Source organism: Dokdonia ponticola (assembly GCF_042653865.1).
Classification (GTDB): Bacteria; Bacteroidota; Bacteroidia; order Flavobacteriales; family Flavobacteriaceae; genus Dokdonia; species Dokdonia ponticola.
Window position 1 is genome coordinate 342,540 of record NZ_JBHSFV010000002.1, and the last position, 19,754, is coordinate 362,293.

The 19,754-nt window shown below is 32.2% G+C and carries 18 protein-coding genes and 1 pseudogene; 4 read left to right on the forward strand and 15 right to left on the reverse strand.

All coding sequences use genetic code 11. From position 1 onward, the window contains the following. Positions 1 to 26: 26 nt before the first annotated feature. The 13 genes and pseudogenes from ACFO3O_RS22645 to mnmE all read right to left on the reverse strand — a co-directional run bounded on the left by ACFO3O_RS22645 (position 27) and on the right by mnmE (position 15,447). Positions 27 to 254, reverse strand: a complete 228-nt coding sequence (locus ACFO3O_RS22645; RefSeq protein WP_465251762.1) for a type I restriction-modification system subunit M N-terminal domain-containing protein — start codon at positions 252 to 254, stop codon at positions 27 to 29. 103 nt (positions 255 to 357) lie between these two features. Then, entirely contained in the window at positions 358 to 1,185 is an 828-nt protein-coding gene (locus ACFO3O_RS05520; RefSeq protein WP_379977553.1) for a hypothetical protein, read from the reverse strand. Then, a complete protein-coding gene (locus ACFO3O_RS05525) occupies positions 1,178 to 4,501 on the reverse strand; it encodes an AAA domain-containing protein (protein ID WP_379977554.1) in 3,324 nt (1,107 codons plus the stop codon). The genes ACFO3O_RS05520 and ACFO3O_RS05525 overlap by 8 nt, the downstream gene beginning before the upstream one ends. 556 nt (positions 4,502 to 5,057) lie before the next feature. After that, the gene (locus tag ACFO3O_RS05530; RefSeq protein WP_379977555.1) at positions 5,058 to 6,254 is read right to left on the reverse strand and encodes a primase-helicase family protein; all 1,197 of its coding nucleotides are present in this window, start codon (positions 6,252 to 6,254) and stop codon (positions 5,058 to 5,060) included. Between the two features lie 2 nt (positions 6,255 to 6,256). Then, the gene (locus ACFO3O_RS05535; protein ID WP_379977556.1) at positions 6,257 to 6,571 is read right to left on the reverse strand and encodes a hypothetical protein; all 315 of its coding nucleotides are present in this window, start codon (positions 6,569 to 6,571) and stop codon (positions 6,257 to 6,259) included. Between the two features lie 7 nt (positions 6,572 to 6,578). After that, complete coding sequence (locus ACFO3O_RS05540) at positions 6,579 to 6,980, reverse strand: hypothetical protein (RefSeq protein ID WP_379977557.1); 402 nt, start codon at positions 6,978 to 6,980, stop codon at positions 6,579 to 6,581. 29 nt (positions 6,981 to 7,009) lie between these two features. After that, a complete protein-coding gene (locus ACFO3O_RS05545) occupies positions 7,010 to 7,336 on the reverse strand; it encodes a helix-turn-helix domain-containing protein (RefSeq protein WP_379977559.1) in 327 nt (108 codons plus the stop codon). 183 nt (positions 7,337 to 7,519) lie between these two features. Next, positions 7,520 to 8,401, reverse strand: a complete 882-nt coding sequence (locus ACFO3O_RS05550) for a hypothetical protein (protein ID WP_379977560.1) — start codon at positions 8,399 to 8,401, stop codon at positions 7,520 to 7,522. Further along, the gene (locus ACFO3O_RS05555; protein WP_379977561.1) at positions 8,388 to 9,530 is read right to left on the reverse strand and encodes a tyrosine-type recombinase/integrase; all 1,143 of its coding nucleotides are present in this window, start codon (positions 9,528 to 9,530) and stop codon (positions 8,388 to 8,390) included. The genes ACFO3O_RS05550 and ACFO3O_RS05555 overlap by 14 nt, the downstream gene beginning before the upstream one ends. A gap of 18 nt (positions 9,531 to 9,548) precedes the next feature. Further along, entirely contained in the window at positions 9,549 to 9,902 is a 354-nt protein-coding gene (locus ACFO3O_RS05560) for a helix-turn-helix domain-containing protein (protein ID WP_379977562.1), read from the reverse strand. 241 nt (positions 9,903 to 10,143) lie between these two features. Then, positions 10,144 to 10,338: pseudogene (locus ACFO3O_RS05565) on the reverse strand (tRNA uridine-5-carboxymethylaminomethyl(34) synthesis GTPase MnmE); the annotation flags it as partial. A gap of 3 nt (positions 10,339 to 10,341) precedes the next feature. Next, a complete protein-coding gene (locus ACFO3O_RS05570; protein WP_379977563.1) occupies positions 10,342 to 13,818 on the reverse strand; it encodes a T9SS type A sorting domain-containing protein in 3,477 nt (1,158 codons plus the stop codon). Positions 13,819 to 14,037: 219 nt separating this feature from the next. Further along, positions 14,038 to 15,447, reverse strand: coding sequence for a tRNA uridine-5-carboxymethylaminomethyl(34) synthesis GTPase MnmE (mnmE, locus tag ACFO3O_RS05575; protein WP_379977564.1), 1,410 nt, complete (start codon positions 15,445 to 15,447; stop codon positions 14,038 to 14,040). 83 nt (positions 15,448 to 15,530) lie between these two features. On the opposite strand from mnmE, the gene ACFO3O_RS05580 reads away from it, so the two are divergent. Beyond that, a complete protein-coding gene (locus tag ACFO3O_RS05580; RefSeq protein WP_379977565.1) occupies positions 15,531 to 15,896 on the forward strand; it encodes a DUF4870 domain-containing protein in 366 nt (121 codons plus the stop codon). A gap of 16 nt (positions 15,897 to 15,912) precedes the next feature. Here ACFO3O_RS05580 and ACFO3O_RS05585 read toward each other — a convergent pair whose 3' ends face one another. Next, entirely contained in the window at positions 15,913 to 16,188 is a 276-nt protein-coding gene (locus ACFO3O_RS05585; protein WP_379977566.1) for a DUF3817 domain-containing protein, read from the reverse strand. 137 nt (positions 16,189 to 16,325) lie between these two features. Between ACFO3O_RS05585 and ACFO3O_RS05590 the strand changes: the two genes are divergently transcribed. Next, entirely contained in the window at positions 16,326 to 17,042 is a 717-nt protein-coding gene (locus tag ACFO3O_RS05590) for an SDR family oxidoreductase (RefSeq protein ID WP_379977567.1), read from the forward strand. Positions 17,043 to 17,133: 91 nt separating this feature from the next. Here ACFO3O_RS05590 and ACFO3O_RS05595 read toward each other — a convergent pair whose 3' ends face one another. Next, positions 17,134 to 17,499 carry a hypothetical protein gene (locus tag ACFO3O_RS05595; RefSeq protein ID WP_379977568.1) on the reverse strand — a complete coding sequence of 122 codons (366 nt, stop codon included), beginning with the start codon at positions 17,497 to 17,499 and terminating at the stop codon, positions 17,134 to 17,136. Between the two features lie 105 nt (positions 17,500 to 17,604). Between ACFO3O_RS05595 and ACFO3O_RS05600 the strand changes: the two genes are divergently transcribed. After that, positions 17,605 to 18,120 (forward strand): DUF6155 family protein, encoded by a 516-nt coding sequence (locus ACFO3O_RS05600; RefSeq protein ID WP_379977569.1) that lies wholly within the window; start codon positions 17,605 to 17,607, stop codon positions 18,118 to 18,120. A 104-nt stretch (positions 18,121 to 18,224) separates the two neighbouring features. After that, positions 18,225 to 19,748 (forward strand): DEAD/DEAH box helicase, encoded by a 1,524-nt coding sequence (locus ACFO3O_RS05605; protein ID WP_379977570.1) that lies wholly within the window; start codon positions 18,225 to 18,227, stop codon positions 19,746 to 19,748. Positions 19,749 to 19,754: the final 6 nt, after the last annotated feature.

Sequence of the window (19,754 nt, forward strand, 5' to 3'; positions counted from 1 at the left end):
TTTTGAAGAGTATCTTACGGAAAACCTCAAAAAAAAGAATTATTCTGTTTCATAATATTGTTATTTATTAAACAAGAGTAATAGATGAATAGCCAGGTGTTTATGGGGTAGGGGAGATTGAGACTTTTCTGGAATTTATCGCTTGAAAACTTTAGGAAGATTAAGCCTAATACGACATGTTTGTATTCGGAGCTTTCTACGGTACCTCGTAGTTTATTGGCAGAGTTCCAAAGGGTTTCTTCTATAGGTTTGATTTTTTTTGCACTTGTTTTTTAGCCATTTATGTAAATGTATTAATTATTACACTGGTTTTGAGGTTGATAAAAATAAATAAATATAACGCTATTTTTAGACCTCTTATGTTATTAGTTCTGGTTTATGCTTTAAATAGGTGTTTACTGCTTTCGTTAAGTTTTTTTCTAGGGTATAGCCATTAAATTTCTTTACTGTTTTTTTAAATTGTCGTATTTCATATTCTATTTCATTGCCTTCAGTCACATATTTTAAACATACAAATACAATGGCACGTTTATGAATTTCAACATCTTGACTTTCATAATCATAAAATGACATTGTTGGATGCTCCTTATTAAAAAGAGCTGCAAAATCTGCTTGATTAATTTTGCTAAAAGTTGGTCTGTTTTTGTGTTCAATCACTTTTGCATTTTTAGCTAATCTATGGCTTTGAGATATTTTATAACCAGAGAATGTATTATTTTTTTTGCTAGCTTCTTTTGAGTCAATTGTTATAAGAGGATTAAAATAATCTTTTGTCAAGTCATTTATATGGTAATCAAAGTCGACAATTTCTACCTTTTGAAATGTGTGTTTCTTATTTAAAAATTTGAGTCCATTAGGTGTAATGGTGTACTCATTATTTTTTTCCGTAAGTAATTCATTTTTTAATAAATAATGAAATTGCATGGTTACAAAATCATCTACTTTTACGCCTAAAAAGGTACATATCTCTGCATGAGTTGTTATTCCTGCTTTTATTATGCTTAAAATGATCTCAGTAAAACGATCTAATGCTACTGTTTTTTCGGCTACTATTGTTTGTTTACAAAACCAAAAGGGTAAGTAAATTTCGTGTATTTCTTTTAATTCAAAGCCTTCTGTTTCTTTATCGTTTTTAAATGTATTAAAAATGTCTAGATGTTTATGTATAATACTATTATTACTCATTGATAGCATCTTTTAATGAATTAAACACTAAGTTTTGTTGCTGTAATTCTTCCACTATATTTTTAAGCTTAAACTCGTTAAAGTTTGACTTGGGACTTAGTTTCGCTCGCTTTAGGATAAACGTTCCATCGCCTACAATTATTAATAAGCGTTTAGCTCTAGAAAAGGCTACATTAATTCTGCGGTAGTCTTCTAAAAACCCGATAGTGTCCTCGCCAGAACTACTTCTTACGATATCATAAATAATAATATCGCGTTCTGCTCCTTGAAATTGATCTACAGTATTAATTTCTATGAGGGTATTATTTTTATTATAAAAGTTAGAATAAGCTTTGGTGTCTATTTCATTTCTCAACAAAGTTACTTGACCTCTATACCCAGCAATTACCCCGATATTAAAAGGTGTCTTTTGCTTTAGGTTAGCACTGTAATTGGAATTGAGCGTTTTTAGCACTTCTTTTATAGCAGAAATATTACAGGGGTTGTTTCTATTTTTTTTAATACCATTATCATAAGGCGACTCATTACTTGATGTGGTTATAAAAAGAATAGAGCTTGGGACTTGTACTTTGGTATTTGTAAAGGTATCAAGGATAGAGATTTCAGGATTTTTTAATTTTAGTTGATGAAACTTATTTGCATCATAGGTTTTTAGAGCTTCTAATCGCGTATCTGGGTTTTTTAAAATGTTTGTAGAATCATCACTGTAAAAATGCCTTGAAATCAAATCCCCTAATTGTCTCGGCATTCTATATTGTATGTCTAACATTTTAGAGTAGCTGTGTAAGCTATTAGTATCATTAAATGCTGTGATTAAGCTTTCAAATAAGCTAATTCCAAACTCTTTATTGAAATCTAAACCATTATCGTCTAATTCTTCTTTGATGCTATCTTTAATTGCAGTTTCTCTGGTAATTACGGGTGGTAATTGTTTATGATCTCCAATCAAGACTAAATTTTTAGCCATAGTAACAGGTACTAATGTTTCGGCTGGAGTGGCTTTACTCGCTTCATCCATTATCACATAGTCAAACTTAAAATCGATGTCTCTATATTTTGAGCTTGCAATATGTATACAGGTACCACCAAATACGTTTATAGTCTTACAGTAAGCAGTGTGTAGATTTATTTCTGCACTACCATTGTTAAGCATAGATTTTTTGATTTTACCATCATCTGAAGTAGCGTTGGCAATAAAGGCAAACCATTTTTTTTGAATTTTTATTAAATCGGTGTATGTGGTTCCTAATTCTTCATCAAAAATAGCATCGATATCTTTTTTAGAATTAACTTTTTCAAACAGGCGTTTTATGTAGTTGGGTGATAATCGTAATGAACTATAAAATGAATTTAAAAATGTCTTAGTATTATTTGATTTAGGCAGTCTTTGGTAGGCTACATAGAAATTGATGAGTGCTTTGTTTTTAGTTTTATCACCAAATTTGTTAGCTATGTAGGTATTTGACTTTTCTTGTGTATCATTAACCCAATTTTGTAATTTAGTGTTAAACAAATGCGTTTTTAGTTCTTCACTTATAGCGTCATTATCAATTACTCGTTCACTAGCCAATCGCATATATAAAATATGGTCAGGTAAACGTTCTAAAACATTATCTACTGCTAAATTTGATTGAGAAGTGATTAAAATTTTGACGTTAGAGTTTTTATTTACTAACTGTTCAACCATCTCTACTATTACAGATGTTTTACCTGTTCCTGGAGGGCCTTGAATAAGGTATATAGGTTTTTTATTAATTGCTTCTAATACTGCATCGCGTTGACTTTCATCATTTTTTAGATTTTCAGAAAAGAGATGTTCTTTGAAGCCTTCATAATCTAAAACAATTCTATTTTTGGCAGGTATTACCTCGGGGGTTGCCAGTATGGAAGCAATTTCAGGATTTTGGATGTCTCTACTTTTAAATTGTTCGCACGCATCTTCTTGTTTTTTATATTGGCTCGTTTCTTCACTTACATCCTGAATAAGCTCTCCTTTTTCTGGAATTTCGTCAATAGATAATAATGCATCTTTAATAATTAAGGTATTTTCTTTTGGGTCGTAATTTTGGATTTCTCCAATTCTTTCATCATTAATACTTACTATTACTTTATCACTTTTTAGCTCCTTTATTCTTTTCCAATCTATAGCCGAATCAGTTAATGTAAACCTTATGTTTTGATTATTAGATTTTGTAACCTCTCTTTTAGAATAGGTAGCTTTAAAGGCTTTATCTTCAATAAATTTCTTTTCATTTTTTGGAAGTACTGACCATTTCTTTAAGACATTATGATGTTGTTTATTTAGTTCAGCAAGTTCATTAACCAGCTCAAATTGTTTTCCGAAATAATCAACGATATTAAAGCTACTTGATAATTCAGAAAAACTAAAGTTTGCTAGTTCGCCATTTGCTATAACTTTTTTATGAGTTCTACCGGTTCTTTCGTAAGGTATTACAAATAGATTGTTGGAAGTATTCACAAAAAATCGTCCGCAATAGTTAGTAGTTGCAAATTCACCTTTAAATTCTCTTTTTTCAGATTTTTCTGAATCTAATAACCAATAACATTGGTCATTCATCTCTACTAGTATAGTCTTAAATTTTTCTTGTTCTTTAGCGATTACTTGAATGGTTTCTCTAGTATTTTGATCATTATCAACTTCAGAAATTCCTTTAATGTTTTCTAAAACGTCTCTGTATTTACTGTAGCGTTCTTCATTTTTCTCAGATACATATTTAGATATATCAACTTTTGAAATCAAATAGTTAAAATACATTTTACCAATGGCATAAATATCATCTTGTATTTTAGGAATTTTATTGTCTAAGACTTCTTGAGATAGGTAATCTTTATGTAATAAATTGTAGGCTTTGAAAATTTCAAATAATCCGACAAACTTAATGAGGGTGTTGTTTTCTTTGTCAACTAAAAGGGTATCTGGATGTATTATAAAACCAAATCTATTTTCTTTTTTGAGATTATTTAGGGTATTTATAAAACCTAAAAGATTTCGCTTGTTAAAGTTTGTTATTGGTTGAAATTCAATTTGACTATTTTCATAGACTATATAATATTGATCATTACTTTCATCAAAATCATGTCCAACAACAGTTTGGATGCCGTTTTTATATTGATTAACTAAAGATGAAACTTCATTTCTTAATACTCTTTTAATGACACTTTTGGTATCGTTTTTAACTTTGATAGTTAGAATTTCAAACTCCTTACCCGAATTATCTTCAACTAACCATAGAGATATATGATTGTTGTATTTTATTATTAACTCTAAATTCTCGTATTCATTGATTCTCGTCATTATTATATCTGGACTATTGTATTTTTTTAGTTGAGTGTATTGGTTTAAATAAGATCGCTAAATAACTTTTAACTTTTGTGTATTACTAATGATTAAAAAAAAATCACTAAACTATTGAAAATAAAATAGATAAAGCTAAAAATAAAACTTTTAATACTATAAATGGGAAAGCTTTAAATATAAAATCTTTTTCAAATATTGTTTTACGGAAACCCGCAAAAAACCCATTTATATTTTAAAATACTAGTTGTTCAAATGTTAGAATGGTCAAATATTCTATAATTAGTTATCTATATGATCTTTTAGAAGTAATAATTCGTATTGCAATATTAAAGTACTTGTGGTTGCAATGAGATTCTTAGCTTAAAAATGAAAAACCTGTGTTGCCTGTTGTTCAAAATACTCTAAACATAGTGATGTTAATTGTTACAGCATTAAACAAACAAGCAACACCCTGTCAACATTGATTAATTTGGGATTGTTGCTTTAAAGTTGTTTTAATGTTTTTCTATGAATGCCAGCTAGCATGGCATTGCAGTAGACCTTATTCAACAAATCAACCTATATTTCTAAAAAATTCTTTTGTGAAAATATAATGACGGCCTTTATGTTTAGTTTCCTCTACGATTGGTTTGTTTACAGTAGAGTAGGAGATATGATATTTGGTGTAGGTACTGTTTTTAGATTCTAAGTTGTATTTGTTCTTTAGTAGTTCTGAGATTTTGAAAGAACTAGTTCTAATATTATTTTTACTTAGTTTATCTACTAGATCCCCTACTGAGTATTTCAATTCTTCAGTATCATATTTCAAAAAGTCATCTGATAATATCTGTTCAATTTCTTTATTAATATATGTTTTATTTCCGTTCATTAGCACCTCTAGAGCCCGAGTATAAATCTGTTCTTTCGTAAACCACATTCTAGTTTTTCTAGGACTTAAAATTTTTCTAGTATTTATAAAATTTAAAAATTGAGGTAATTCCCTCCCTAGTGTTTCAAGGAGGTTAGGATTATCTGACGATAACTCAAAAGGTATAATTTTTCTAACCCAATATCTTATTTCAGAATCATCGACATAAACAAAGTTCTCTTCATTATTTGAGCATAATATAAATTTACCAAAAAAACTTCCTTCTATTTTATCTTTACCTTTTGCTTCACTTTTATACGTTTTGGCAGTAGACAGGTTCTTTAATCGCTCACTATCTTCTCTTTTGTCTAATAGTACTTCATCAACAGCAATAATTAACTTTGAAGCCCAGTCTGAATTAAATCGGCTTCTAAAATCTTCATTATTGTTTATAGTCATATTGTTTTGAAATATGAGCTTCATCCAATTTAAAAAAGTAGTTTTACCTGTGTTACGTTCTGTACTCACTAAGCATAATATAGGTAGTACTTGCGATGGATAATGCCATAAAACACTTAAGTAATCTAGGGCTATCTCATATTGTTCACCAAAAATATGCTCTAAAAACGTTTTGGTGTCTGGAAACTCTCCATGTCCATAAGTATGATCTAATTTTTCGTAACGGTTATAAAAACCGTCTATGACTTTCCTATGATTAGTGTGTGATGGTATTAAACAGAAACCGTCATATCTTGGGATTTTTTTTATAAACTCTTTCCCATAGTCCGTTGCTAATTCACTCTTTGACCATTGTACCAGAATGTTAACGCTATCTTCACTAAGAAGTGGCTTAGTAACGTTTTTATAGTATGTAGTGCCTATTCGTAAATATTTATCGTTCATAATTAAACCTTTACAATTAAATTGGCAATTCTACTTTTGTCGATCTCTGCATTTTTTTTGATAAATAAAAATTGAACGTTTACCCCATGTATTGAACTGTCTTTTTTATACATCTCTATTATACTATTTTCAATATCGTAGAGTGGTAATCTTGGATTGTACTTACATATCTCAATAATGGTATTAACTTTAAATATTAAAGAGTCTACAACCCTAATCTTTAGTATGTCATTTACTTTAATTGATAATAAATCATCATGAAAAACCTCTAGTCTTTTTATGACCTCTGATTTATTAACTATACTTTGATTTTTCATGATATTATTATTTGTAGATTATTATTTGGTGTACTGTATCAAAATAGGCTCTTGAACCATCTGTTCTTGGAGGTACATTTTTTATTAAAATCACCTTATTTAAACCACTATTTAATAGTTTTTGAATATCACCTTTTGTGGCGGGTTTATTTTCTTCTTTTGTAAGTAAGCTAGTGGCTAAATTTATTGCAAAAGCACCTGCAGCTGCATTGCCAACACCTGTCCAACTCATTTTGTCTTTCGCTGTTAAATCTTTCGGTTCTTTAACTTTAGCTACCTTTTGCGAAACCTTCTTTCTAAGATTAAAAGCATTAACCCTGCAACTGTTACTACAGTATTTCTGTATGAACCTTCTTCTAGGGGTGTATTTACCACCACAATAGTTACATGTATACGTATAGCTATCCATTGTTCGTTATTTTAACGTTAGGCTAACGCTTATTGAAATGGATTTTTAGCTAAATACTCATTTGCTTTATCGTGAAGAGAGGTTTTAGTTTCCCGTTTACCACTTTTAATCCACTCTAAAATCTCAGATTTAAGGAAATAAAGTTTGCCTTTTTTGTGATAGGGGATAGCATTTTTATGAACGAGGCCGTAGATACTTCCTTTGGTCATATTTATGAGCTTAACGAGTTCATCAATTGTAAGGAGGACGTCTTCATTTTGGTTTTGTATAATACCTAACTCCTTTGTTAGGTTTATAGAAATTTCTTTGGCGAGTTGACTTACAAGTTGCTGAGATAATAGCTTCTTTTTTTTCATAATACTTGTTTATATTAAATTAATCTTAAACGAAAGTATTATGAAGTGCTATCACTTTATATAATTAGTGGGGTCTTGAGTGGGAAGCGGAATTTAGACAAAAATAGGCGTAATTGTCATAAAATAAGAAATTTGTGATTTTTATTTGGAAGCTATGACAATGCTTTTTTAGTTAAATTACTTTTATTTTTCATTAAGATTTTTTAATAATAATCTTAATTTTGCTTTTATTTCCTTCAATTTATAGGGTTCTAGTTTACTTAATACACTTAAAATCCATTCCTTTTTATTTTTATAACTATCTACGGCATCTATACCGTTGGATAAAATTTTATAGCCCTCTACATTTCTATATTTTTCTGATAGTAATTTTGATTTTTTAATATTGGTAAGAACCAAAACTCTGGCAATCTCTATGGTGGACATCTTTTTACTTTTAATAAGAGATATTAAAGTGTGTAGGATTAAAAATTTATCTTTTTCTAGTAGTATATCATCTTGAAAATTAGATTGACTAGGTTTTGGGTTTATTTTTTCTATTTCTTTAGGGTATTTAATATCATTCATTTTAGCAATTTCTTTTGAAATTTGAGATCTTTCTTTATCAAAATAGTTATCATTTAAATAGTGGTATTTTCCTGTGAAATAAATTAATTCAAAATAATTCCGATCCATGGAAAAATGACTGTTAATTTTATTAGTAGCGTCTAGCTTAGCTAGTTTTATTATAAACTCATCATAATCATAATCAGAATTGCTTCGTTTTTTGTATTCTTTTAATACCTGATTATTTAACACAATAGATATTTTCTCATCTTCTGGCTCTGCCTCATCGATTAGGCTGTATCTTTTAGAAAATAGTTCTGAACATTCAAGTAAATCATCATTTTTAAATTGGCTGTGAATTTCTTTAGGCTTCTCTGATAACTCTTTTTTAATAGCATTAAACTCTGTATTAAAATTAGCTTTGTTAGATTTAGCTAGTTTGAGCTTTTCAATAGTATCATTTAATATTGTTTCCAAACTACGATCATATTGATCTTTGTATATTTTATAGTAATCCATCTAAATCTAAGTTAATTCGATTAGCAGCTTCAATTTTATTTTTATCCATAACCTTAGTATAAATTTGAGTTGTAGATACATTTTTATGACCGAGTAGTTTTGATACTGTGTAAATATCAGTACCGTTGGCAAGCTGCAATGTAGCATAACTATGACGGAAATTATGAAATGAGATTTTCTTGTTAATACCAGAACGCTCAATCCAATCTTTTAAAGGTCTTGTTACTTGGGTGTATTTTATATTTACAAAAACCTGTCCTTTAGTGGTGCCTTGTATTTCAAGTAGCTTATAAGCGGTATTTGATATTGGATGGTTGTTAATATTACTTGTTTTTTGTTCCCTCAATTTTATGTAATAGCCTTGATGTTTATCGTTAAAAATATTCTCCCAATTCAAATTTATAATATCAGAAAAACGCAAGCCTGTTAGTGCCGCAAAAAATGCTAGATGCTTTACTTTTTCAATTTTAATTTCAGTTTTCCATAAGAGGCCTAGTTCTGCTTCTGTAAGATACTCTCGATGCGTTTGTTCTTCTTTAATGTATTCTGCTTTTTCAGATAAGTCCTTTGGCAATAAGTTTCTCATGTGTGCCTTTTTTAAAACTGCAATAAAGTGTTTGTAATAGGAGGAAGCTGTGTTAATTGACAACTTCTGTTTAGCCTTGACCCTAAGATTGTTTGTGGTTAGCAAAAAGATGCGATATTGCCTAACATGATTTTCATTTAATTGATTCGTTTGAATATCTCCCTGGATAAACGTTTTAAAATAATTTAAGGATGCCCTCCACGCTAGATAATTTGAATAACTACCTATGTTTAGTCTTTCTTCAACTATAGTATCGTAAAAAGTTACAAAACTAACATTTAAGTGTACGTTTTCTTTCAAACCAAATTCTTTGTCTCTCCATTGTAACAGACGTTTGGCTCTAATGATTTCAGCAAACTCAATCGTCTTTCTATTATGGGTTTTTTCAGTAATGTCTTTTGGTTCTGCAAAAATCTGTAACTTCAAAAATTCACGTCTTGTTGGCTTTCCTGTTTTCGGACTTATAATAGGTGATGAATAGTCTAGGTAAAGACTTAGCTTGTTATTTGCTAGTTTCTTTTTGCGCACAGTCACATTTGCCATAATTATATATTTATAGAATTAAGTGAGGAGTTTTTCAATCTCAGACTTTTTAATTCGTGTTAATCGTTGAGAAAGGTTTGAAGCTTTAAGTTCGCCAATTTTAATTAGTCTGTAAACAGATTCTTTAGAAATACTTAGTAGTGTAGCTGCTTCTTTAACGGTCAAATACTCTCTTGCTTGTATAATCTCTAAAGGTTCAAACTGAATTTTGAATGTTTGAGCATTCGACTTTTTCACCTTTTTTACACGAATTCTTTTCTTGTAAGCATTTTTAGCACACTTTTCGCCACAAAAACGAGTCACTGTTGTCTTTGCAATAAATGGATTATTACAATTTTCACAAACCCTCCTAACTCTAATATTAGAACTCATTTTTCAATAATTTTCACCCTAATAAGTACTATTAGATAGAAATAAGGTCGATTAAGTGTTGTTAAGTTCAATAATTTCCCCTTAAAAACAAAAGTAATATTAAAAATGAAAATGAGGTACAAAATAGGTACAAAAAATACTAAAATTTAACAAAAAATAGTCAACCTTGAATACTGAATAAAAACACAGTAATCTGATTAAGTGTATATTATATTATTTTAGTTTAGTATTTTTGAGTGTACTACTTCCCGATACAAAAATTAGCAAAAATATTCCCCAACAACTCATCATTAGTCACTTGTCCTGTAATTTCTCCAAAGTGATACAAGGCTTGACGGATATCAATGGCCATGAGATCTCCAGAAAGATCAGGATCAAGTCCATACTGTACTTTTTCGATTTCTTCGAGGGCTTTTAGAAGGGGATCGTAGTGTTTAGGTTAATTTATTTTAATAACCTTCTTCAAAACTATATTTCCATCTCCCATTGTAATTTTAAAGAAATATATGCCTGGGGCTTCAGATATTTCTTGAGATACACTTTTTAGTGTAGGGTATTTTTTAATAGCGACTTGCTGTCCGAGTGTATTGTAAACCTCTATCTCTTGAATAGTATTATTAACATCGGCTTCTATTAGTACACGATTTTTTGTAGGGTTTGGACTTATAGAAATTGATGCTAAGTTTGTAATTTCTTCTATTGATAGGGATGTGTTTTGAAGTATCGTTGCACAGCTTTCATTAAGATGATTAACACGACCATTTGCCTCTGATGAAAAGCCATAATTTGTACTCCAGTAGTAATTATTATTATTCCCTCTAAAAAAACCTTTATATCCTCCAACAAGGCGCTCTTCTAATACACTATCAAAAATAGCAAGTTCCCTTAATTCTCCATTACTTCGATAGGTATTCACAAATAAATCTAAATTGTTAATTGTAGCAGTGATAGAACCTTCTGTATTGGAATTAAACGTGATATCTGTATCACTATTTTGAGTAAAATTTACTCTTCCGGCTACATAAATATTTTCATCATCATCAATATCGATCTTAAATCCAGAAGCTGGAACAGAAGAAGTACTAATATCACTACCCACAATCCATTCAGAAAATCCATTAGAGCTTATCTTATTTACAAACATTGATTTAGCATTTGTCGAAGAAAATAATGACCCATCTGCTTGCTCAACGTAATGTGTTTGATTGAAAGAGCTAATATTATTATTGTTATATCCTGTTAAATACGTGTTACCATCTGGATCTGTAATTATATCATTTGCCCATGCATTATGATAATCTCCATTTATTATGGTATAACTACGAGTTACCCAATCTAAAGCCCCATTTGTATCAAGTTTGAAAAGGTGATTATAATTACTTCCTCCTGGGTCATACTCATGATAATCAAGAATTGTAGGCTGTTCCGATCCTTTATGATAGATGTACATATGATTTCTATAGGTGCCTTGGACATAATAATTATTAAATTGATCAATACCCATTCTTCTGGTTTGGGCAAAAGTTCCAAAAGTACCTGAAGTAGAAAAAATTTCTATATCCCACTCTATGTCACCGTCACTAGACGTTTTGATAATTGCATTACAATACCTAAGACTAGCGTCTGGGAAAATAATTTCGCCTACCTCTCCCACAACTTCATTATTAAGATAAACGGTGTGTTGGCTATCATTATAGATATCATAATGACCTCTAATCAATAAATTATTATCAGTATCTATTTCTAGACCAGTAGGAAGAAAAGTACGTATAGCCATGTGCCAGATTAATTTCCCTCTAGCATCTAATTTAATAATGGCACCCCCATTATCTAAATCATTACCAGAAATGAAATTACCTGCATTGTCATAAAAGCCTCCATTAAAACTTTCGTATTCCATTCCAAGATAAATATTACCATCATGATCTTCTACAGATGATGTAACCCAAGGACGTGAACCAGAAGAAGGATTAGCAGAATATACAATCCATTTTAGAGTTCCTTTATAATCGTGTTTGGTTAAGTATCCTCCTTGTACAATATCACTTTCGAGTGATAGTCCGTGATTACTTCCAAAAACTTCATTTCTATAATATCCTCCAGTAAGGTATCCATCAGATATTTCTCTTATATGCGAAATATCTGGTGTGTAATTCCCATTCCAACTAGGATTATCACTTTGATTATCATATGTCCAACACAATTGCTCATCTGAAGGTTCTTCGTATATATTTGGACTATTTAGCATAGTAGAATGTTCGCAAAAATTTTCAGAATTGGCAGTTAATGTTACGGAGAATATTCCTTCTGCAGTATAACTATTTGATGGATTTGCTTCAGTACTTGAAGGTATTAAAGCAGGGCCTTCAAAATCCCACTCATAAAAACTAGTTTGAAAAGCGGTTTCATAATAGTTTACATTCTCATTAATAGATGCATTAATGAGATCCACATGAAAGTCTGCGTTTGTTTGCTCAACAATGACATTAAAAGTTTCAGTAAAATATGCTTGACAAGATGGCGCTAGAACATGTTGTGATCTCAAATAAAAATCTCCAGTTAGATTAATGGGTTGTGATATTAATGTTACTGGCCCTCCATTGCCTTCAGGGCTTTGTCCAATTAAAGCATTTGTAGTCTCTTCGTGCAGGGTATAAAACACACCCTCTTGTGTATTGTTTATAATAATTTCTATGGGTTCTTCAAGGCAAAGTATTTCATCTACTATAGTTATAGGTTTATCTATTTCTGGGGTTTCTAAAATACTTATGTTTCCAGTTACAGTTGTATTTAAATTATTATAATCTACAGAAAGCTCAACCTCATACATTCCTGGCGTATCAAAAGTATATTCAAGGTTTCCACAAGAAGTACTAACTTCTGTACCATTTATAGACCAACTACAGTTATCTGAACTTCCTATGATAGCTTCTATTTCGATATCACTAGTAGCACTAATAAAACATGCCCCTTGAAGATCAACAGCTACGTAGGGTTTTGCTTCACTGGTAACACTGTAATTTCTTAAAAGGAGACCATTATTACCACATGCATATACAGGATCGTTAGAGTTTAGTTCTGTCCATATTGAATTGATGCTATAAGTTTGTGAACTAGGTTGCCATTCTAATAGTGTTTTTTCAGTATTAGAAAGAAATATACCATGATCAGTACCTATCACGTGACGGTTGTTTTTGTTTACAATAGTTTGTCCATTTATAGGACCATAATTATAATGAGTAACTTCTGTAGACTGTGAATAATCGTATCTTGTATATGTGTCATTTAAAGAGTACATACTAGTATTATTACGATGTATGATGGTATTATGTGTTACATTTGGGGTCTCCAATTTTTGCAAAAAATCAGGGATTGTTCCGAAAAAAAAGTAAGATCCTACAGCGCCTATTTTTCCGTTAGGAGTTAATGAACTAAAACTTATTGATTTGAAATCTCCGATTTCATTTGCATTAACAATTTGATATTCAGTAATTGGATCTCCAACTCCAAAACGTATGATAAGACTATTATCACCCACAGCATAAAATCTATTAGTAAATTTGGAATAATCAACATCATTAAAAGAACTATTTTCAATATCTAATTCGAGAATTGTATATTCTAATGAAGGAAAAGAAATTCGCATTAATATGGCACGCTGAGTAATAGGATTATTTCCTATAATATTTATACCAAAATTATCACCATTGATATTCGTTTTTGCAATACATTTTATGAAGTTTGTTGTATTGTAAAGAGTAGCAAGTTCTTCGTTATCTGTGATTTCATAACGTGTCCAATCATCTGGATTATCACCGCCATTTAGCGTATAATAAATCCCATTTTCACTTGAAATCACACCTACATTACCTATAAAAACAACACCAGCAAAATTATCTGTTAGACCTGTATTCAAAGTTTCCCATTGAGCGTAGCTTATACTAGAAATAGAAAAAAAAAGTAATAAGAGTACATATAGTCTAATAATGAGGAGTCTAGTTGGAAACATAAAATATATTTATAAAAAGTAAAATTATAATAATTATTTGAAAATCAATACGGTTAAAAATTATTTAATTCAGTAAAATAAAGGTAATTTTATAAGGTTATTAAATAGGAATAATCTATAGAAAATCTACTTCCCAATACAAAAATTAGCAAAAATATTCCCCAACAACTCATCATTAGTCACTTGTCCTGTGATTTCTCCAAAGTGATACAGGGCCTGACGGATATCAATGGCCATCAAATCTCCAGATAGATCAGTATCGAGGCCATAGTGTACTTTTTCGATTTCTTCGAGGGCTTTTAGGAGCGCATCATAATGGCGAGAGTTCGTGACAATGGTCTCATTATTACGTAATACACCGGTGTTTACGAAATCTAATAATTTCGCTTTAAGCGCATCCACTCCTTCTTTTTGCTTGGCAGAGAGTAGATGAAGGTTGGGAATTGCCCTTTGTAAGCTAGCAATTTCTGATTTATTGAGCTGATCTACTTTATTGGCTACAATTAGGAGTGGCTTCAGCGGAAACTGATTCTTTATTTTCTCAATCTCGATTACAATCGATTTATATTTCTCTCCCTCTGGGAGAGATGCCTGGGTAGACAGGGAAGCATCAAATAAATAGACCACCACTTGTGCTTGACCAATTTTTTCAAAGGTTTTCTGGATCCCTAACCCTTCAATTACGTCTATCGTTTCTCTAATTCCTGCGGTATCAATAAATCGAAAGCCAATCCCACCGATACTCAACTCATCTTCTATCGTATCCCTTGTGGTACCGGCAATATCAGAAACAATCGCACGCTCTTCGTTTAATAAAGCATTGAGTAGGGTAGACTTCCCTACATTGGGTTCGCCAACAATCGCTACAGGGATTCCGTTTTTAATCACATTTCCTGTGGCAAAAGAATCAATGAGGCGTTTCAGGACTTTGGTGATACGAGCAATCAATTCTTTAAATTGCGTACGATCGGCAAACTCGACATCTTCTTCAGAAAAATCAAGTTCGAGTTCGATAAGCGATGCAAAATTGAGTAATTCCTGACGTAATTGTGCAATCTCATTAGAAAAACCACCACGCATTTGTTGCATGGCGATCTGATGACTTGCTTCATTATCACTCGCAATAAGATCAGCCACCGCTTCGGCTTGAGAAAGATCCATTTTTCCATTAATAAACGAACGTAAGGTAAATTCTCCCGCTTGTGCAGCACGACATCCTTGGCGTAATAATAATTGTATAATCTCTTGCTGAATGTAGCTAGAGCCATGACACGAAATCTCAACCGTAGGTTCTCCTGTATAAGAGTTGCTTCCTTTAAATAAAGAAACCAACACCTCATCTAGTACACGTTGTCCATCTACAATATGGCCTAAATGAATAGTATGTGTCTTCTGCTTGGATAAATCTTTGCCTCGTTTGGATCTAAATAAAGGTGTACAGATAGCGATCGCATCAGGTCCAGATACGCGTATTACGGCAATAGCTCCAGCACCAGCCGGACTTGCCAATGCAACAATAGTGTCTTGTGTGTTCATTCCTGCAAAATTACATAATCGTGTAACATTTTAGAGAAAAGCGATACATATATATTGTAAATCAATCATAAATCAATCAACACATGGAAATCGTACATCAAGAAACAGCACTTAGGGAAGACAGGCAATTACTCGTCCTAACGCACTTGTCACAACTATTAGATTATGTCACAGGATTTGGAGGGTTTATTGTACCTCTTATATTATGGATCACCAACAAAGACAGAGTGATCGGTATGGATGAGCACGGAAAATCGATTCTAAACTTTCAAATAAGCCTCTTTATATATGCACTATTGTGTATTCCTGCCATACTCCTTCTCGGATTAGGCATTATAGGACTTATCACTCTTTGTGTACTTGCGTTTGTATTACCTATCGTTAATGCAGTAAAAGCAAGCAATGGAGAAACGCCTAATTATTATATTAGTATTCCGTTTTTTAAGTAAGAGCGATACCTTGGATTTAATCTCTTAGGTATTTTTTATCCATCCAAAATGTTCCAAATGGGATAACAGAACAAGCTAATACAATGGCTAGCGTTTTGTTGTCCCATTTTCGTTCTGGCTTCATCAGAATTGCCATCACAATATATCCTAGAAAAAGGAATCCATGCGCCATTCCGATTACTTTATTAGGCATGCCATTATCCCAAATGTATTTGAGCGGCATGGTAATAAATAGGATCAATAAAAAAGAAATCCCTTCTAATAGACTTAAAATACGGAATGATTTGAGCATTATTTTCTAGTTTTTGCAAAGATACTATCGAGGTGGGGATTAGACAATCTATTGTTAGTTACTTATAAAGTTAAATTTTAAAGATTCTTTATACGCTTTCGCGAAAGCGTTTGTAACTTTACTCAAAACGAGATACAATGAATCAACTTAATGGAAAAGTAGCGCTAATTACGGGCGGTACTAAGGGTATTGGGTACGGAATTGCAGAACAACTCCTAAAAGCAGGAATGCGAATCGTTATTACAGGACGTGATAAAGATCAGACGTATAAAGCGGCATATGAACTTACCCATGAGGGAGGAAAGGTGTTACCACTCGCTGCAGATGTACGTGATTATGCAGCTATGGAAGCTGTCGTCAAGGAAACAATCAAAACCTACGGACAACTGGATGTGTTGATTGCCAATGCAGGTGTAGGGCATTTTGCACCCATTAGTGAATTAACCATCGATCAGTGGAAAGAAACGATAGGGGTGAATCTTACGGGAGTTTTTCACTCTGTGAAAGCAAGTCTAGCGGCTATTAAGAAAGCTAAAGGCTATATCATCACCATCTCTAGTCTCGCAGGGACAAATTTCTTTGCCAAAGGAACCGCTTATAATGCGAGTAAATTCGGTCTAACAGGTTTTACACAAGCTTTGATGCTTGATGTACGTAACGACGATGTAAAAGTCACCACGATTATGCCTGGGTCGGTGAGTAGTCATTTTGGAGGTCGCTCCCCTGAAGACGGAAAAGATTGGCGCATCCAACCAGAAGATATTGGACAAATGGTGCTTGACTTATTACATATGAACCCGAGGACATTACCTAGTAAAATAGAGGTAAGACCGAGTAAAACAAGCAGCTCTTAAGATAAGCGAGTTCATAACAGAAAATAATACCATATAAAAAGTCCCATGATCTAAACGGATCATGGGACTTTTAGTATATTTAAAATAGCTACTAGTACTCGTTGAGTGCTTTTACGTATTCCCTTAATTCTTCTTCGTTTACTTTTTTATCAATATCGCGTATCAGACACAGGAAATAATGAAAACTTTCATTAGGATTACTTTCAATAACTTCTATTTCTTCACCTTCAATGGGCTCGTCTTGTGGAATGGGAATGGCAAAAGTTTCGTTTTCTTCGATATGCTCGGCAGAAAGACGTGTCGCTTTAGCCAATAGCGGAAGCTCTTCTTGAATGGTGAATGGGCGTAACGCTCTTAGATCATCAACTACCGTGTTTATAATAATTCCATTTTGAGAAACATCTTCGATGAGTTTGTGAATAAGTTTTATAGCTTTAGGATTTTGAAGTGTTTTCATATGGTATGTAGATTTTTGTATTTTGTGCTTTGCAAATTTAAGTTTTTGTAATGCTTTTTGCCACTAAAATTTAGTATAAATTCGTTTGTATTTTAAAAAAAGATTATGAGTAAGCGTGCGTTAAAAAAATACTTAGAAGCGTTAGATCAAAATGCCCTTAAAGAGCAGCTTATAGATTTATATGATCGAATCCCTGAAGTAAAGACGTTTTACGATTTTGTATTTAATCCAAAAGAAGAGGCACTTATTGAAGCTGCAAAAATTAAAATTAGCAACGAATATTTCCCCACCAAACGAAAAAGAGCCCGAAAAAGACGGTCTGTAGCTCAAAAGTTTATTAAGCAATACAAACTATTAGGTGTCGACCCGAAATTACTAGGCGATTTGATGTTATTTAACATTGAAATTGCTCAGACCTTTAGCGCTTCACTACCTTATATGCCAGAAACTTTTTATAAGAGTATGCTCAATTCCTTCAAAGAAGCGCTTCAATATTTGAGTTATCATCAGCTCAAAGAAGATTTTGGTAGTAGATTAGAAGGGATTATTGAGCAATCAGAATCTCAAAACTGGACAAATACAGACCTTTTTGAAGAGGTGGCTAACGATTTTGTTGATTAATTGTTGATAGCCATAGTGAGATTTATGAGTTATGCTTTCGCGAAAGCATAAAAATCACTTAGTTTTGCAAGATTCCATTCTAATCACTAAAAAGAACTGCATTTTTGAGTCAGATTTTACAAGAAAATAAAAAAACAGAAAAAGAATTATACGATTATCAACTAAAAGATCTCGACGCCGTTTTTGACTGCATGGATCGTTGTCAGGAAGATTATAACCTTTTATACCAGCTTCCTACGGGAGGAGGAAAGACGGTTATTTTTTCTGAAATCGTTAGAAGATACATTGAAAGGAAAAACAAAAAAGTAGTTATCCTTACACACCGTATAGAACTCTCCGTACAAACATCACGCATGCTCTCGGAATTTAAAGTGCCCAATATGGTCATTTCAAGTGACGTGAAGACGCTAGAAGGAGCCAAGAACTATATGTGTTACGTGGCTATGGTAGAAACACTAACCAATAGATTGCAAGAAGAACAAATAAGTTTTGATGATGTAGGTCTTGTTATTATAGATGAAGCACATTATAACTCGTTTAGAAAGCTTTTTAGCTACTTTCATAAATCTTTTATCCTTGGGGTTACGGCAACACCTTTAAGTTCTAACATCAAGTTACCTATGAAGGATAACTATGATGAGCTTTTAATTGGTGAAAGTATCCCTTCGCTTATTGAAAGAGGGTTTCTTGCAAAGGCAGAGACGATCTCTTATAACGTAGGCTTGTCTTCCTTGAAGTTAGGAATCAATGGTGACTACACCGTTAAATCTTCTGATATCCTGTATACAGATGCATCCATGCAAGAAAAATTGTTGGCAGCCTATGAGGATCAATCAAAAGGGAAGAAGACCCTTATTTTTAACAATGGGATCAATACCTCTCGATATGTTCAAGAAACATTTTTGGAAGCTGGATACGCGATAAGACATTTAGATAATACCAATAGTGCCAAAGAGCGTAAAGAGATTTTAAAGTGGTTTAAGCATACACCAGACGCGATCTTGACCTCTGTAAGTATCTTAACGACTGGTTTTGATGAACCTACAGTAGATACCATTATTTTAAACAGGGCGACAAAATCATTGACCTTATACTTTCAAATGATTGGTCGAGGGTCTCGAATTTTACCTAATAAAAAGAATTTTAAAGTTCTTGACTTAGGAAACAATGCAGCTCGTTTTGGTCTTTGGGAAGCGCCTATTGATTGGAAAGAGATTTTTAAATTTCCTGATTTCTATCTAGAAAATCTCATAGGAGATGAAGAGATCGAACGAAACTTTTCTTATGTGATGCCTCCCGATTTGCGAAAAGAATTTGCAAATACGGATAAAGTCTATTTTGACATCAAAAAAGAATACAAGAAAGTTGTTGCAGAAGGTAAAAAAGCAAAAACAGCATTAGATAACGCCGTAGAGCAACATGCGCTTATGGTGGTTGATAATAGCGAAGATGTATTTGATGCTCGTATTCTCGCTAGAAAATTAAAAGATGATATTGCATATCGGGTACGTCAATACTCGTATAGTATTATGAATAACACACAAAATTACAGAGATTGGCTTCAGGAAGATTATGAGCGCAAACTGCGTTTACGGATCAATCAGATTTGCACAGAACGGGATATGTAGCGTGTT